General features: G+C 47.1%; 13 protein-coding genes. 10 read left to right on the plus strand and 3 right to left on the minus strand.

The genetic code is table 11. The features are described from left to right. The 9 genes from ACSQ8P_RS04495 to ACSQ8P_RS04535 all read left to right on the plus strand — a co-directional run bounded on the left by ACSQ8P_RS04495 (position 1) and on the right by ACSQ8P_RS04535 (position 10,889). Entirely contained in the window at positions 1–1,701 is a 1,701-nt protein-coding gene (locus ACSQ8P_RS04495; RefSeq protein ID WP_436234071.1) for an extracellular solute-binding protein, read from the plus strand. Positions 1,702–1,783: 82 nt separating this feature from the next. Then, positions 1,784–2,833 (plus strand): SGNH/GDSL hydrolase family protein, encoded by a 1,050-nt coding sequence (locus ACSQ8P_RS04500; RefSeq protein WP_436234072.1) that lies wholly within the window; start codon positions 1,784–1,786, stop codon positions 2,831–2,833. Between the two features lie 124 nt (positions 2,834–2,957). Beyond that, on the plus strand, positions 2,958–5,681 hold the full coding sequence (locus ACSQ8P_RS04505; RefSeq protein ID WP_436234073.1) for an exo-alpha-sialidase: 2,724 nt from the start codon (positions 2,958–2,960) through the stop codon (positions 5,679–5,681). 71 nt (positions 5,682–5,752) lie between these two features. Continuing rightward, a complete protein-coding gene (locus ACSQ8P_RS04510; protein WP_436234074.1) occupies positions 5,753–6,769 on the plus strand; it encodes a sialidase family protein in 1,017 nt (338 codons plus the stop codon). 74 nt (positions 6,770–6,843) lie between these two features. Next, positions 6,844–6,975 (plus strand): hypothetical protein, encoded by a 132-nt coding sequence (locus ACSQ8P_RS04515; RefSeq protein ID WP_436234075.1) that lies wholly within the window; start codon positions 6,844–6,846, stop codon positions 6,973–6,975. Between the two features lie 220 nt (positions 6,976–7,195). Next, positions 7,196–7,924: a (Fe-S)-binding protein gene (locus ACSQ8P_RS04520; protein WP_436234076.1), complete on the plus strand. Its 729-nt coding sequence runs from the start codon at positions 7,196–7,198 to the stop codon at positions 7,922–7,924. After that, complete coding sequence (locus ACSQ8P_RS04525) at positions 7,921–9,435, plus strand: LutB/LldF family L-lactate oxidation iron-sulfur protein (protein WP_436234077.1); 1,515 nt, start codon at positions 7,921–7,923, stop codon at positions 9,433–9,435. The genes ACSQ8P_RS04520 and ACSQ8P_RS04525 overlap by 4 nt, the downstream gene beginning before the upstream one ends. Continuing rightward, entirely contained in the window at positions 9,428–10,168 is a 741-nt protein-coding gene (locus ACSQ8P_RS04530; RefSeq protein WP_436234078.1) for a LutC/YkgG family protein, read from the plus strand. Before ACSQ8P_RS04525 ends, ACSQ8P_RS04530 begins: the two co-directional genes overlap by 8 nt. Positions 10,169–10,181: 13 nt before the next feature. Continuing rightward, on the plus strand, positions 10,182–10,889 hold the full coding sequence (locus ACSQ8P_RS04535; protein WP_436234079.1) for a FadR/GntR family transcriptional regulator: 708 nt from the start codon (positions 10,182–10,184) through the stop codon (positions 10,887–10,889). Between the two features lie 138 nt (positions 10,890–11,027). Here ACSQ8P_RS04535 and ACSQ8P_RS04540 read toward each other — a convergent pair whose 3' ends face one another. The 3 genes from ACSQ8P_RS04540 to ACSQ8P_RS04550 are packed head-to-tail and all read right to left on the minus strand — an operon-like array spanning position 11,028 to position 14,563. Further along, a complete protein-coding gene (locus tag ACSQ8P_RS04540; protein WP_436234080.1) occupies positions 11,028–12,113 on the minus strand; it encodes a Ger(x)C family spore germination protein in 1,086 nt (361 codons plus the stop codon). Continuing rightward, the gene (locus ACSQ8P_RS04545; protein ID WP_436234081.1) at positions 12,110–13,219 is read right to left on the minus strand and encodes a hypothetical protein; all 1,110 of its coding nucleotides are present in this window, start codon (positions 13,217–13,219) and stop codon (positions 12,110–12,112) included. The genes ACSQ8P_RS04540 and ACSQ8P_RS04545 overlap by 4 nt, the downstream gene beginning before the upstream one ends. A gap of 3 nt (positions 13,220–13,222) precedes the next feature. Further along, positions 13,223–14,563, minus strand: a complete 1,341-nt coding sequence (locus ACSQ8P_RS04550) for a spore germination protein (protein ID WP_436234082.1) — start codon at positions 14,561–14,563, stop codon at positions 13,223–13,225. Between the two features lie 403 nt (positions 14,564–14,966). Between ACSQ8P_RS04550 and ACSQ8P_RS04555 the strand changes: the two genes are divergently transcribed. Then, the gene (locus ACSQ8P_RS04555) at positions 14,967–15,935 is read left to right on the plus strand and encodes a lysylphosphatidylglycerol synthase transmembrane domain-containing protein (RefSeq protein WP_436234083.1); all 969 of its coding nucleotides are present in this window, start codon (positions 14,967–14,969) and stop codon (positions 15,933–15,935) included.

Raw genomic sequence — 15,935 nt, forward strand, 5'->3', positions numbered from 1 at the left:
GTGGATTATATATATGGCATTATTCAAACAAGAAAATTAAAAGGGAGAGGTAAAAAGATGAAAAAGAGTTTGATAATCAGTGCTTTGTCTATGTCACTATTAGCAACTACAGCATTAAGCGGATGTTCTCAAAAAGACACAGGAAGCAGCCCGCAAAATTCGAGCGGACCAACTGCAACAACCGCGCAAAAACAGACTGAACCAGTTCCAATCCGCTGGGTGCGTGCAGCAAATGAGCAGGACCCCACAAAGGATCGTATCCTTCTGGAATTGCAGAAAAGATTGAATATTAAGCTTGAAATTGTAAGCATTCCCAACGATCAATTTGCAAACAAACTTAACCTCATGATGGCTTCTGGCGAACAATTTGACCTAGCTACGGTTGACCCCGGCAAGACATTAATCGAATGGGCCAAGAATGACTTGATTTTGCCTTATGATAATTATTTGAAAAGCGGCAAGTATCCGAACATTAATGCTATCGTGAATTCCGAAGTTTACAAAGGCTTTAAAATAGATGGAAAATCTTATTTCAAGCCGCTGGGACTTGCTCCCATGCAGTGGGGTTTTATTATCCGTCAAGATTGGTTGGATAATTTGGGCTTGAAAATGCCGACTACGATCGATGAATTTTATAACGTCGCGAAGGCCTTCAAGGAAAAAGATCCTGATAAGAATGGCAAAGCTGACACCTATGGCGTTTATACGAGGGCAGGCGGAATGGCCGATCCTTCCGTTACTATGCTTAGCCAATATATAGAAAGAGCATATGCCATAGCAGGCAGGACAGATAATTGGGTGAAACTTCCAGATGGAAACGTTACACGATTTGAAGCTTCTCAAGCTGGAAAAGATTCGGCTGCTTTCTTTAGAAAGTTAGTAAAAGAAGATCTTATTAACAAAGATTGGCTTAGCTTAAAACCGGATGGTGGCCAAGGTCCTGAGTCGGATGATTTTGCATCAGGGAAATACGGTATAGCTGCTACCACTAAGCCTGACACATTTGTAGATAAGGTTAAGCAACTTAATCCTAATGCTAAGGTTGCCTATCTTCCACCGCTTAACGGTGTGAATGGCGTACCTGCTAACTTAGGTCATTCAGGCGGTTACTGGAGAGGGAACGTTATACCGAAAACTGCTAAAAATCCAGAGAAGGTTTTAGAACTAATCGAATATACCCTTACTAAGGAAGGCAGAGAACTAACCGAGTTCGGAATTAAGGGGATTCACTTCACAGATGTTAAAGAAGAAAATGGCCGTATCGTTTATACCCAAAATAAAGCGGAAGCTGATAAAGATTGGGACACTAAAAAGAATGGTTATCTGTATCCACTAGCATGGGGTGCGATGAATTATTTTGAATATGCTTACATCCCGATCAAGGAAAAGAATTATAATTATGACGAGGCATTTAAGAACATACAGCCAATGATTACATCAGAAATGGCAACAGGCGCATTCCCAGATTATTTTTCTACCAACGCTAAGTATGCCATGGCTCCACCGTTAATGAATGTTTTTGATGAGAAAGTTCTTGGAGACCAAGGGAAATTAAGATCAGCGTTCGGAGAAGGTTGGTTGAAGGCTATTATGGGCGACAACTTTGACGGTGCTTGGGATGAACTTCAGAAGAAGTGGCTGGCAGCAGGCGGTCAAGATGTTATTACTGCTGGACAGGAATATTATAAGAAAAACAAGTAACTTAAATTTTTAGCAAAAGAAGCCAGATGCAAGTCTGGCTTCTTCTAATTGAGCTTCATGTAAGTTGAAGGAGATATTATAAATGATTTTTAAAAATGTAGAGTTATTTAATATAGAAGAAGTTCATGAATTAAAAGCAGAGGGTGTTTATGCATTATCCCGTATTCCAGAAAGAATAAGGGTCGAGCTTAATGAAAAAGCTAAGAGGGCTGCTTTTTTCGGTTGTGGCACAGAAATAAGATTCAATATTGAAGATGAATATGTAAAACTTGTATTAAAGAGGACTCCGAAGGAAGGGGCAGTACTTGATACAGGAATTATAGAAATATTTTTTGGAAGTTTCCAAGCTTCTTGGGAATATAGCCCCAGAATATTAACAACTGAAGCAATTACGGAGATTATGATCAAGAAGCCTAAAAATATAAATGTTTTAGAAAGGCTTACCAAGGAACGCGGACTTCCCTTTGATCCAAACTTAGTAAGAGTGATTTTGCCTTATGATTGGAAAAACTACCTCATAGATATTGAAGGGAATTGTACACCTTCAAGGGTTGAGCAGATTCCAAGCAAAAGATATTTGGCTTATGGCTCTTCTATTACCCACGGAAGCTCAACGATTGGACCTTATGCATCTTATGCCATGAGAACTGCAGAACTTTTAGAAGCGGATTTAATAAATCTAGGTTTTGCTGGTGGCGCTTACATGGAAGCAGCAATGGCAGATTATATTGCAGAAAGAAATGATTGGGATTTTGCAACGTTAGAAATGGGGATAAATATAATTGAACAATGGAGTGTAGAACAGTTTGCAGATAAAATCGACTATTTTATTTCTAAAATAGCTTTAGCCAATAAGGACAAGTGGATATTCTGCATTGATTTATTTACCTGTTATTTGGATTATGAAAATAGCGATAAAATCAAAAAGTTTAGAGAAATTGTTAAAGAAAAAGTTGCGAAATACAAGCTGCCGAAACTTATTCATCTATCTGGTGCCGACTTACTTAAATCTGTAATAGGACTGACAATAGATCTGACACATCCCTCTGCATTTGGTATGGAGGAAATAGCTGGAAATCTGAGCGATGCCATAAGTAAATATGCAGGAATTGATCAGCGGAATAGCGCTTAAAGTCACTGATCCATTCTCGGATATTGTAAACGATTACATGGTTTTTCTCCAATCCAGTAAGTGTGATGCGGGTCAATAATTTATCATTCCAATCATTGAAACCTATAGGGAAGAGGTATAAAAAATGTTGAAAAAATCGATCTTATTCGTTTTCATCATCGTGCTAGTACTTGTCCAAATTCCGGCTTCTTTGGCTGGTGGCGTGGGAAGTCAAGTAGCAAATGCTTCCACTGAAACGGGACCTTATTTTCATAACATGGATTTGTACGTAGCGGGAACGGAAGGATATAACACGTTCCGCATTCCGTCCCTCTTAACTACCAAAGCTGGGACGCTGCTGGCGTTTGTTGAAGGACGCAAAAACAGCGCTGCCGATAATGGCAATATCGACTTGGTGCTAAAACGAAGCCTCGATCAGGGTCGAACATGGCAACCGCTTCAGATCGTTTGCGATGCAGGGGTCGATACGTGCGGCAATCCGACGCCTGTGCAGGATGAAACTACAGGTCGAATATGGTTGTTCGTTTCCCAAAATTACAGTGCGGATACATACGCTACAATTGTGGGTGGAACGAGCCGTGGCGTGCGCACGATTTGGAGCACCTATAGCGACGATGATGGAGCGACATGGACACAGCCGGTCAATCACTTTAGCGAAGTGCAGGCTCCAAACACCCGATGGGACGGAACCGGTCCGGGGATCGGTATCCAACTTCGGCAAGGCGCGGCCAAGGGAAGACTCGTGATCCCTGCCATCGATAGAAATATTCAAAGCGACGATCATGGCGCGACTTGGTACGAGAGCGGAAAGCTGCCGTCGGGTTTGGGTGAACCGACCGTCGTGGAACTGACGGACGGAACCCTGATGCGCAATGATCGGCTGTCCAGCAACCAGGAGATAAGAAGGCGGGGAATATCGACCAGCCCAGATCAAGGTGCGACTTGGTCACCGATTTCTTACGATAATGCACTGATCGATCCGATTTGTGAGGCGAGCATCATCAGGTATATGCCTTCTGACAATGTGACGAGTAACCGCATGCTGCTGTTCTCCAACCCAGCTGACACTGTGCGCAGAGAAAAGATGACCGTTCGAATCAGCAATGACGACGGGCAATCGTGGGCAACGTCCAAGACGGTTTACAAAGGACCTTCCGCTTATTCCTCATTGGCTATTTTGCCTGATGGGAAAGTTTCCTTGCTCTTCGAGGGGGGCGAGTATACGCCTTATGACAAGATCATGTTTGCGGTATTCAATCTCGAGTGGTTTCAAGCCGCTGAACCAGATTTGGACAATATACTGTTTTCCGACGGCAGCATGACTCCCATGTTCCGAGGCGATATCTCGGACTACCTTCTTACCTTGTATAGCGGAACCGAACAATTGACGATTACACCTGTTACGTCGAACAAAACCATCGCAATATCGGTGAACGGTGAGCCGGCAGCGGCAGGAATACCGAAAACGATCCTTTTGGGTGACTTACAGGCCATTTCGATCGAGGCGAAGCTTGGTCAAAGAGTTCGGCAGTATAATCTTCACCTTGATAGAACGAGTGCGAAGCCGGAGCTGCTTATGCATTGGGATTTCGATCAATCGGATGCAACTGGCATCTCGGATTTGACTGGCAAGGGGCATACCGGAGTAATGAGTAGCGGCGCTGAGCTTCGTCCGGGCTTGGACGGAAATGCGTTGTACTTGAACGGTACTCGGGCGAATGTGGAAATCACGAACGAGGAAGATTTGCATCCCGGTACGGACAACTTCACGTTCTCGGTATGGGTCAACCCCGAGGCGTTGTTTCAGCCCATGCACGTTTTGTATTGGTACGGCAAGGCTGGAAGTAAAGTTCCGCAATGGTGGTTTGCCGTGCATAATACCGGAGCGGTTCGCATGAACATGGCAGGTCTGCCATCCGGGAAGGAAGTAGGCCTTGCTACACAAGCGGGACTCGTCAAGACGGGGGTTTGGACGTATCTTACAGCTGTTCGAGACGGTTCAGTAAACAAAATTTACGTCAATGGCGAATTGGCTGCCACTTCTGCCAAGTTTGACATTCCAACGATGAATGTAACGAACCCCAGTGCGCCACCATTGGTTGGTTATGATAAAGGGGCGGTTGCCAACCGTGACTGGAAAGGGTACATGGATGAGTTGCAGATTTACAAGTATGCCATGAATGAAGCGGATGTCCGGAAGCATTACTTAGGTATCGACAAGGCGAAACCGGTGACACAGGCTGCTGTAGTGCCCGGCGAACCGAACGGTGCAAACGGCTGGTATACCTCTGATGTCGCAGTGACACTTTCCGCTAATGATGATTTTTCCGGAGTTGCTCGAACGGAATACCGGTTGAACAGTCAGGAGTGGAAAGCTTATGAAGGAACGTTTGCTGTCTCTACAGAAGGAACGAATTTGCTGGAGTACCGAAGCGTAGATCGGGCGGGCAATATGGAAGATTCTTTGAGCAAGACCCTCCGTATCGACAAGAAGGCTCCGATGCTAAACATTGTGCCGGATAAAACTGAGTTATGGCCGTCTAATGGCAAGTTGGTTCCGATTCAGGTTGACATCCAAGCGGTAGACGATATTTCCGGTGTAGCTGAGATCAAACTTATCTCTATTATCAGTAATGAAACTGATGGCAAGAAAGGAAAGGCGGACGGGGAAGCTGATATCCAAGGTGCGGAATATGGAACTGACGATCGGACTTTTTTACTGCGAGCCGAACGGGACGGTGGCGGTTCAGGACGTATCTATACAATTGAATATACGGTTACTGACCAAGCCGGTCATGTTACAAGCAAGACGGCTAACGTATTGGTGAAACACGACCAATCCTATTAACAACGAATGAAGATGGTAGGTTTTGACCCAGATTGAATTAGGTTATGCAATAGAGAGAGGATGGAGAAACTGTGATAAACAAATTTGCAGTAAGCCGAGATGACGAATGGTATGAAGCATGGCCAGATGTAGCTCTGACGGAAGGCGGAAAGCTTGTTTGCGTATTCTCGCAATGCACCCACCATGGGGATCGGTCAGCTACCCGCCTGATGATCACGGAGAGTACAGACCGGGGAAGAACCTGGGGGAACAAGAGACCATTCACTGAGCTGACTAACGGTCGGCCGTATTGGAACTGTGCCCGTATTTCCCGTCTCAGTGACGGACGGCTCGTCATTGTCGCAGACCAAATAACGAAAGAACGAGAAGGCGGCGGTCGTAATTACTTATGGATCGGTGACGCCGAAGGAACGACTTGGACGGGGCCGATCGAGACTCCGCTGGAGGGGATTGTTCCCGACAAGCTCTGTGAGCTCCCGTCGGGTCGCTGGCTGCTGTCGGCGCACTCAGCCAGCGGGCAGTGGCTCCGATATTCAGATAATCAAGGGAAGGAATGGTCGGAGCCGGTGTTAGTTGCAGCACAGGAAGGCCTGAAGCTGTGTGAAGTTAGTATCCTTCCACTAGAAGACGGCACACTTGTGGCCTTTTTGCGAGAAAACTCCGGTGAAGGCTGGGATTGTTATAAAGCCATATCCTACGATCAGGGCGAGAGCTGGAGCGGGCTTTATCGGATGCCGTTGCCAGGCTGTCATCGGCCTGTATCCGGTTTGCTGCAGAGTGGGCGCGTCCTAATCACATACCGGTTCATGCAAGGCGGGAAGGGGTGGCTCGGCACATGGACGCAAAACTTCTTTGCTGCTTTGACCGATCAGGAATCAGCCAAGGCTCAGGAGCGGCGCGATCAGTGGACACGGATCTTGCCGGTTGATTTTGACCGCAGTCCGGTGGCCGATCTCGGCTATTCCGGCTGGGTACAGTTTGAGGACGGGGAAATCTACGTTGTGCAATACATTGTGGACGACGCGCCTAAGGGGCAAATCCGGGGATACAGCCTGCGAGAAGACGACTTTTTGCTGGCAACTGAATAAAAGGAAAGGCCAATATGCCGATAAAGGGCTGTTGGCCTTTTCTCAAAGAGAAGGAGATAGAGCCACTGAAGCCTATGGTAGCGCATGAAATTATAGGAAACTGGGGAACCCTTTTGCTTCCCATAAATGAGGATGATCGAATTGATTTTATCCGATTGGAGAAGGTCGTCGATTACATGGCTGGGCTCGGGCTGAACGGGATTTAATTCACTATGCTACAGTGGCAGAATTATAGATTTTACCGCTGATGATCCTTTTCCTCATTTTCTCAGCCTTCGGGCAGTTCGGCATCATGGTACTACCTGGTTAGGTAATTGAACAAAGTGAAATATTCACTCAAAAGCCCCTTCTCAAGACAAGGGGTTTTATGTTAAACTCAACTTGTCTGACAACCTGATAAGTTAAGAAAAGAAAGTGGGGCTTCTCATGAAGGTTTCCTTATTTATTACGTGTTTAAGTGATGCACTATATCCCAAGGTGGGCGAAGCGATTGCGCGTCTGCTAGGACATTACGGTGTTCTACTAGAATTGCCAACGGTGCAAACCTGCTGCGGTCAGCCTGCATATAACAGCGGCTACTGGGATGAGGCGAGAGCAACAGCGAAGACGATTCTTACCGCATTTGAGGATAGTGATTTTGTGATTTCGCCTTCGGGCTCATGCACATATATGATTCATCACTATGCGAATTTATTTAAGGATCAACCGGAGTGGTTGGAGAAAGCCACGCAACTCCAGAACAAAACGTATGAATTTACACAATTCCTAGTCAATGTCCTTAATATCACGGATTTAGGCGCTGTGTTTCCACATAAAGTAACGTATCATCCGTCCTGTCACGGAAGCAGGCTGCTCGGCGTTAAGTCTGAGCCGCTCGCACTTCTTCAAAGTGTCAAAGATATGGAGCTCGTGCCGCTTCCTTTTGCTGAAGATTGCTGTGGATTCGGTGGAACCTTTGCGGTAAAGATGGCCGATATTTCAGGTGCGATGGTGCAGGAGAAGGTCGATCATGTGAAGGAAACCGAGGCCGAAGTACTTGTCGGTCTGGATTTGGCTTGTTTGATGAATATTGCGGGCAATTTGCGCTATCGGAATGAGCCGGTGAAGGTGATGCATCTAGCTGAGCTGCTATATGAAGGGGTGAAGCGAGCATGAGTCACACGACGAGTAAGTCAACGGTTAAGGAGCGGGCAGACCTCGCGCTGAACGACGAGTTTTTGCGCAAAGCGGTGAAGTTTACGACAGAGCGGCTTCGCGGCGGCAAGTTGAAAGCAGCTGCCGATCACGGCAATTGGGACGATTGGCGCGAACGCGGCAGACAGATTCGGCTGCATACGATCGCGCATTTGGATTACTATTTAACGACCTTTGCGAATAATGCGAGAGCCAATGGGGTTCATGTGCATTTTGCTGATACGGATGTTGAGGCGGTACAGATTTCACTCCAGATTGCTGCTGCGAAACAAGCCAAAACCGTCGTCAAATCCAAGTCGATGGTGACCGAGGAGCTGCATTTGAACAAGGCGCTTGCCTCCATTGGGGTTGAAGCGATTGAGACGGATCTAGGCGAGTACATCATTCAGCTGGCGGACGAAACACCGTCCCATATTATTATTCCAGCGATTCATAAAAATAGATATCAGATCGCTGAGCTATTATCGAAAGATGCGGGAGAGACGTTGGCTCCCGACACGACGATTCTGGCTGGCTACGTTCGCAAGAAATTAAGAGAGAAATTCCTTGAAGCAGATATTGGGATGACGGGCTGCAATTTTGCCATTGCGGAGAGCGGATCGATGGTCTTGTTCGAAAATGAAGGCAACGCCCGCATGGTCACAACGGTGCCCAAGACACAAATCACGCTCATGGGGATGGAGCGTATTATCCCGACGTGGGCGGACCTTGAGGTCATGGCAACATTGCTCCCGCGTTCAGCAACAGGGCAAAAGCTAACCGTGTACATGTCCGGCATCACAGGTCCAAGAAGAGACGCAGATGCCGATGGTCCGGAAGAGATGCACATCATCATCGTTGACAACGGGCGCTCGCAGCAACTCGGCGATCCCGAGTTCCAAGAGCTGCTTAACTGCATCCGCTGCGGCGCTTGTCTGAACGCATGCCCGGTGTACCGCCATATCGGCGGCCATGCCTACGGTGGCACGTACAGCGGCCCGATCGGCGCGGTGCTCACGCCGGCGCTCAAGAAAAATGTGGCGGAATGGGACGATATCGCCAATGCTTCAAGTCTTTGCGGCGCCTGTTATGAGGCATGCCCAGTGAAGATCCCGCTGCACGACATGCTCGTGTCACTGCGCAGGCGCAAGGTCGAAAGCGGCCACGGCGATAAGATCGAGGCCGCAGGTATGAAAGGCTTTGCTGCGTTGATGGGGAACTCGAAGCGGTTAAACGCCGTGCTCAAGCTGGGCAGAATCGGTCAAAAGCTCGTCGTTCGCGACGGCGGCATCCGTCTAAAGGTAGGGCCACTCAAAGGGTGGAACTCTTACCGAGTGACGCCAAGCCTACCGAAGGCATCCTTCCGAGATGGCTGGAAAACACTCGAGCAAGAAATTCGTCACGGGCTTACGGAGGCTGATCCTGCGATCCAAGCAAGGATGGCAGCCGCTATGGCAGCACGAGGCAAAAAGGGAGGACACCAACATGGGTAAACGAGACATTACGCCGGACTGGCAGGAGAAGCTAACAAAGCTAGACCAGCAATCGCTGGCTGAGCAGGAGCGTTTCATCCAGGGCATTGCCCAGAAGCTGGGGCGCCCTAGAGTAACTGAGAAGCCTGCGCATCCTTTCCAAGGGGCTTCCGATAGCTGGAAAGCGTTCAACTGGTCTCCAGAAGAACGCATCGAGAACTTCACGGCGAACTTCCATGCCGCTGGCGGGCACGTTGTCCGAGTACCTTCGATGGAAGCGGCGAAGGCAGCCATCCAAGAGCTCGTCAACACGTTAAGCATCAAACGGGTTATCCACCAGGATCAAGCGGAATTACATGCGCTGGAACTAGACGAAGCTCTTCCAGACGTAGACCTCTCGATCTGGAATACCGATGAGGACACCAACTGGAAGGCCAGTGCAGCGAATGCCGATCTAGGAATTGTCCTAGCCGATCATGCGGCGGCTTACACAGGCTCTCTAACTGTGTTATCATCGAAAGAAAAGGGCCGATCGGTGAGCTTGCTCCCTACAGCATTAATCGTCCTGCTTCCGATTGAACGGTTGAAAACGAGACTAGGCGAGATTCTCGCCCCACTCGATCAGATAGCAAGGAAAGATCTGCCTGCCGGCATTCACTTCATCTCGGGTCCGAGCCGCTCGGCGGATATTGAGAACGATTTGACGATTGGTGTTCACGGTCCAGGGATTGTGCACGTGCTACTTATCGGATAGAAGAGGTATTCCTATGGAAGTTACGAAGCTGCAGAAACAGAATCACTATGATGAGATCGCTCAGCAGATCAAAGAGATGATCATTCAGGGTCAGTTGAAGATGGGTGATAAGCTTCCCTCTACCAAAGAGCTGTCCGAGCGCTTCGGCGTCGGCCGTTCCACAATGCGGGAGGCGCTCAGCGCATTGAAAGCGATGGGCCTTATCGAAATTCGGCAAGGCGGTGCTTGCCGTGTCATTCGGCAGGCACCTTCCGAAGTATCCCTGCCGGAGTGGACGTCTCTTCGGATGAATCGAACGACGCTTCTGGAGCTCATGGAAGTGAGACAATCTCTCGAGATTTCGATCGCTGCTATAGCTGCGCGCAAACGAACGACTGAGGACTTAGCGCAGCTCCAGCGCATCATGCAAGACATGGAGAACTCCGTAGGCGATGATGCTAAGGGTGAACGAACCGATCTTGCTTTTCATGAGCTGTTGGTGCAAGCGACACACAATGCCATCATGGTGCAGACGTGTGACTCGATCCGCAATGCGATGGAAATGATGATTCGCGATATCCGCCGCGCGGAGCTGTATGCGAATCAGGAAGTGGCGGTTCAGCTTTTGAAGGAGCATAAGGTCATCTATGAAGCGATATGCGGCGGAGATCCGGTGCTGGCATCCGAGGCGATGCGCGAGCATCTGGAGCATGTGGAAAGTATTTTGATCAAATATATATGAATACCTAAAGGGGCTTCCCACATCTGAATAAGGTGAGGGGAAGGCCTTTTTATTTTGATATTTAAGGTACACGCAGACGAGTTAGTCGATGAAACCGACTAACTCGGGCGCAGGCTCGAAGGTAGCCCACTACTCTTTTTAATGTACCAATCCCGTACTCTCAATTTTCACATGCGTTTCCACCTCGAATTTAACCTCTGGATAAACGGACTGCCAATACGCCCAATCCTTCTCTTTGCCAAAATGCTGCCCCAAATAGTGAAGACCAAAGCCATACGGGTCAACCTTGGCATCTCTAATTTTGTAGAGGAGTTCCTCTACAGTTTGGTTGACATGCTGTTCAAGCTGTGGCTGTACTTTGTGAATGTCCAAACCCAACGCGCCTTGTTCAACGATGCCTGTAAGATTGAGTTTCAGCTTGACGACGGGAATATCCGCTTTGGAAACCGAGATATGCTTCGAGACACGCGCTACATAGAAGGCTAATGGCTCTCCATTATATGTGATCGTAATCCCTGACTTGCTGAAGTCATTCGCACTCATATTATAAAGCTGAGTCTCCTGCGGGTTGAGGACGATACTTTGATTTATTTTATTAAGTAAAGCAAGTTGCTCAACGACGTAAGAATCACCATCGAAGCTAATGATTGGAAAATACGGATCTAACCCTTTTTCCTTGAAACGTCGGAAGGTGTCAAACAAAAGCTCGGTTACTGTGTAAGGAGAAACCGTTCCCTCTTTACCGAAGGTGAGAAAAAAAGAGTTTCCAGCAAGTCGCTCGGTTGTTGGGTTCGCTTCAAGAAGCTTACGCGCATTAGGTTCAGCAACGGCTGTATAAGAAATCAGTTGAATGTCGCGTCTTCGCGAAAGCCAATTCAAGGGCTCTTCGAGGGATTCCTTCGTTAAGCTAGCGCCAAATAGGAACATACGGCAATGACCGAAATCAAGTTCCTTATCGACGTGTGCTTTGAGATTTCTTACGGCTTCCGCAATGCTCTTGGCTTCTTGATATTCGATCTGGCTCTCTGCCATCCCCTCACCAACCTTAGAAGCGGGAATGGCGAGACGCAAAGTAACGAGATAAGGTTTATCCTCCTTGCCTGTCCAATCGACACCCATGGCGACGACAAAGAAACGCTTGTCGATATCCTTAAAGCTGCATCCGACAAGACACGTACAGATAAGTAGAAGGGATAGATAGGTGAGAAATGGTTTTATTTTCATAGGTGTACCTGTTCCTTTTTTTGCTTCCTAACGAAATAGAGCATCAAGAAAAGGAAATAGATTTCGACGAAAAAGCGAAGCACTAACCAGGCTTCGGAAAGAATCTGACTTTTCTCTAAATTGATAAATCGCATGAAAAGGAAGGTAAGCAAGCCAATGCCCAAACCCAGCCATACGTTCAGCCAAGGCACAGGGTCCTCTTCAACTTCGATCGCCCCATTGAAGGAGTAGCGGAGCAACATGATCGTCGTATGCCACGTGTTCATGACGAATAATAGCGATAACCCTGTGAAGAGGAGAAGAAAGACGAACAAGACACGGTTAATAAACCCGTACTCCGTCACCATGGAATCCGCCGTCATACTCCATAGGTAAACATAATGTTCAACCCCAACCGTTCCATGAAATCCGATAGGCACAAAAAAAGTAATCACCAAGAATAAAATGCCGAATACAGGTACAATCCAGCGATAGCGAAACTTAAATCCTATTGTATACAGCCGATTGAAGATGAGGAGGCTGAGATAGCCAGAGAATAGAAAGGTAGAGGCAGCGACCGTTACGAAAGAAGGTGGTTTATTGACATAACCAGCCACATAACGAATCGCATCCCAGTTAATATTTTCATTGAAAATAGCTTTCATGATAAACAAAATAAGCAGGGGTGAGCTGAGAATCACCATGATTTCATGAATGAATTGGACCGTACGTGTAGATCTGCTGCATGCCCATACGGCCGCGGTTGCCATGAGAAACAGATTCAGATAGGGGTTGATGTCTGGATAGAAAAACATACGGACCGTTTCGGAGTAAGCATAAATAACGATGATGCCAGCAGGCAGCCAAAGGCACAGCGCGGCAAATAAGATATTGATTTGGCTAAACCAACGGGGCGTGTACCGAACACATATTTCTGGGAAGCCGAGTCCTGGGAACCGCTCAAAGCAAGCCATTGTTCCGAGCGAGAGGATGGAGCCGATAACCATGGCAATAAGCATGCCCGAAACGGCGCCAGTAAACCGATCTCGGATCAGTAAAGAGGGGACAAACATCATGATATTAATCATGCCGACATAAAGCACATGATAGTAGGTATACCGCGACATGACTTACTTTTCCCCCTTTTTAAAGTTGTGGTGTGCTTTCGCTTCAAGTTTGGGGATGTAGAAGGCCAAATAAGGTTGACCAAAGCTTCTAAGGCTACACCAGTAGCTAATGAGAATGAAGCCTAGAACGACGACACCAAGCAGCCCGAAGAAAATGGCGGCAATCACAAAAATGTATTTAACGAACCGGACTGAGTAGCCGAAGCCGTTATTCGGGATCACGAAATTAGAAATCGCGACAACGGAGGTCACAATAATCATAATGCTGCTGACTAACCCTGCTTGTTGGATGGCTTGACCCAAAATGAGACCCCCAACTGTTGTTGCGGTCGAGCCCACATAGCGCGGAAGCCTGAGACTAGCCTCATTCAAGGCTTCGATCATGAATAACATGATGAAAACTTCGACAAAGGACGGATAGGGTACGACGACGCGGCTTCCTGCGATTGAGAGTGTCAATTGGACGCGAAGTACTTCAGGATTATAAGAGACAATCGCAATATAGAGGGCAGGTAATGTAATTGTTAATAACATGGCGAAATAGCGAAGCAGGACGAGGCACTTGCTCATCCAGTATGATTCATAGTCATCATCCATGGCATGCAGGAAATCAAAGAGCCGCACAGGAAGTACGAGCCCGAAGCGGCTCCCATCTTGAAGAAGAGCAATTTTCCCGCGTTCGAGCATGGCTGCGATACGGTCAGGCCGCTCTGTTTGGAGGATGATAGGAAAAAAACGATGTCTCCGTCCCGAGAGCGACTGCATGAGCTGGCCTGTGGCCTGGAGAATTTTGATATGAATGTTGGAAATCCGCTCGTTTAATAGTCCAAGTACATCTTCGTTAACCAGATTTTTGTCATAAAGAACGGTAACTCGTGTGTTCGAAATTTGTCCAATCGTATGTGTTTCTACACAAAGGGAGGGCGCATTAAAACGCATCCGAACGAGGCTAATATTTAAATCCAAATCTTCGGTAAGCGCACTTTGAGGTCCTTGAATAGCAACTTCGACTTGAACGGTGTCAGGTTTATCTTGAAACTTCCGCTGCACGTTGAATTGGTAGACCTGCTCTTCAATTTGAAAGAGGACAGTGCCTTTGAGCAGCAATGACGTCCAGTGCTCAGCGTGGTCCGCTTTGCCGAAGGTAGGGTTCGCGTTAAGCATGCGATCGAATTCTTCTGGATTAAAGCAGTAAGAGTAAGGAACGGTTAATCCATTTTTGATTAATGCCAAGTCACAAAGAGATGGGAAGTAAATCACTTCCATTTGCATATAGCCATTGTCTAGGGTGTCATAGAATAGGTCAGCTGGATTGTTCAACTCAGCACGGATGCGTTCGATCATGCCAATTCCCCCAATTCCCTTACATTACCATGCGGCTTAGCGTGCCCTGAAAGGGGGGAGAATAATCAGAAATGGATACGTTATAAGGATGAAGCGGCGATTACCAGCATCCTTCTGAGCGTCCTTAGCTAAAAATTAGTGTTTACAGGGGATTTACAGTTGAAGCCTTTTAGTGAGAATAGGTAAAGGAATCATTTGAGTTAATATGGGCCTGTACTAGTCGCGTAAAATGCGGCTATTTTTGTTTGGTTGGGGAAAGTCAGTTCCACGGTTGTATTCGGAGATTGAGCATGAGGCAAAAAATGAAGTTTTTTCATTGACGTAACGATATAAACCTTCTATACTGACGATGATTATCATTCTCGAATAAGGCAGAATTTAATCTTAAAGAAGGTACATAGATATGTTAACGAGGAAACAAGTTGTTCGTTTGATTGCGTTCCTTCTGGTCGTGTGTTCGATTTTTTTAACATGGCGATGGTTTGATTCGAAGGAATGGCTTCATGATGTTGGGCTGCTTTTCCATCAACCGAAGTGGCTGATTTTCATAATTATCGTTTACCTAGCATCCTTTCTCCTAAAAGCGATTGCTTGGCGCAGTTATGCAGGAAAAGAAGTTAGATTAGCGGTTTACTTTCATGCAATTAGCTATAGTTTACTCGTGAATCATGTGCTTCCGATCAAGGTGGGGGATGGTGTTCGCGCTGGCTTATTAATGAAGAATGGCGGGAAGTCCTGGGAGGATGCGATTCATTCGGTTGCGGTTATGCGTCTGCTTGATATGCTTGTACTTGCAGGCATTGGGGGCATCGGTATTGTCCGCATGGGATTGCCTTCTTCTTGGATGTGGGTCACTCTTCTGGCTAGTGGCACTGTGATTCTTGCAACCGCACATTATTTGCCTTTAATACGAAGAATCCCAGCTGTCGTCAAACATACGTCCTACTTCCAGTTGCAAATGTTTTCAGTCAAAGGGCTCGTCATTCTGGGCTTAATCACATTCAGCTGGGTGTTGGAAGCGGGGGTCATATATGCTGTTATCCATATTATCGGTGTACAGTTGGCGAGTGTTTCACTCGTATGGGCCAATAGTATGACAATTGCTGGTCAAATCTTCCATATTACACCAGGAGGCATTGGCACCTATGAAAGTACGATGAGCGGTTCGCTGGCGTTACTGGGTGTTGAGGGGAAAGATGCGTATAGAGCGGCCCTTTTGTCGCATACGTTCAAATTTCTTTTTGCCTATTCGCTAGGTTGCTATTCACTGCTTCGGATGCCCCTGCAATGGCGGGAAATGAAAGTCTGGATTAGCCGAGTTACAAGTCACACCAAGTCATCGTCATCTAGTCAAGTGCGGAAGGAAGATTAA

The organism is Paenibacillus sp. LjRoot153 (assembly GCF_964253085.1).
Taxonomy (GTDB): domain Bacteria; phylum Bacillota; class Bacilli; order Paenibacillales; family NBRC-103111; genus Paenibacillus_E.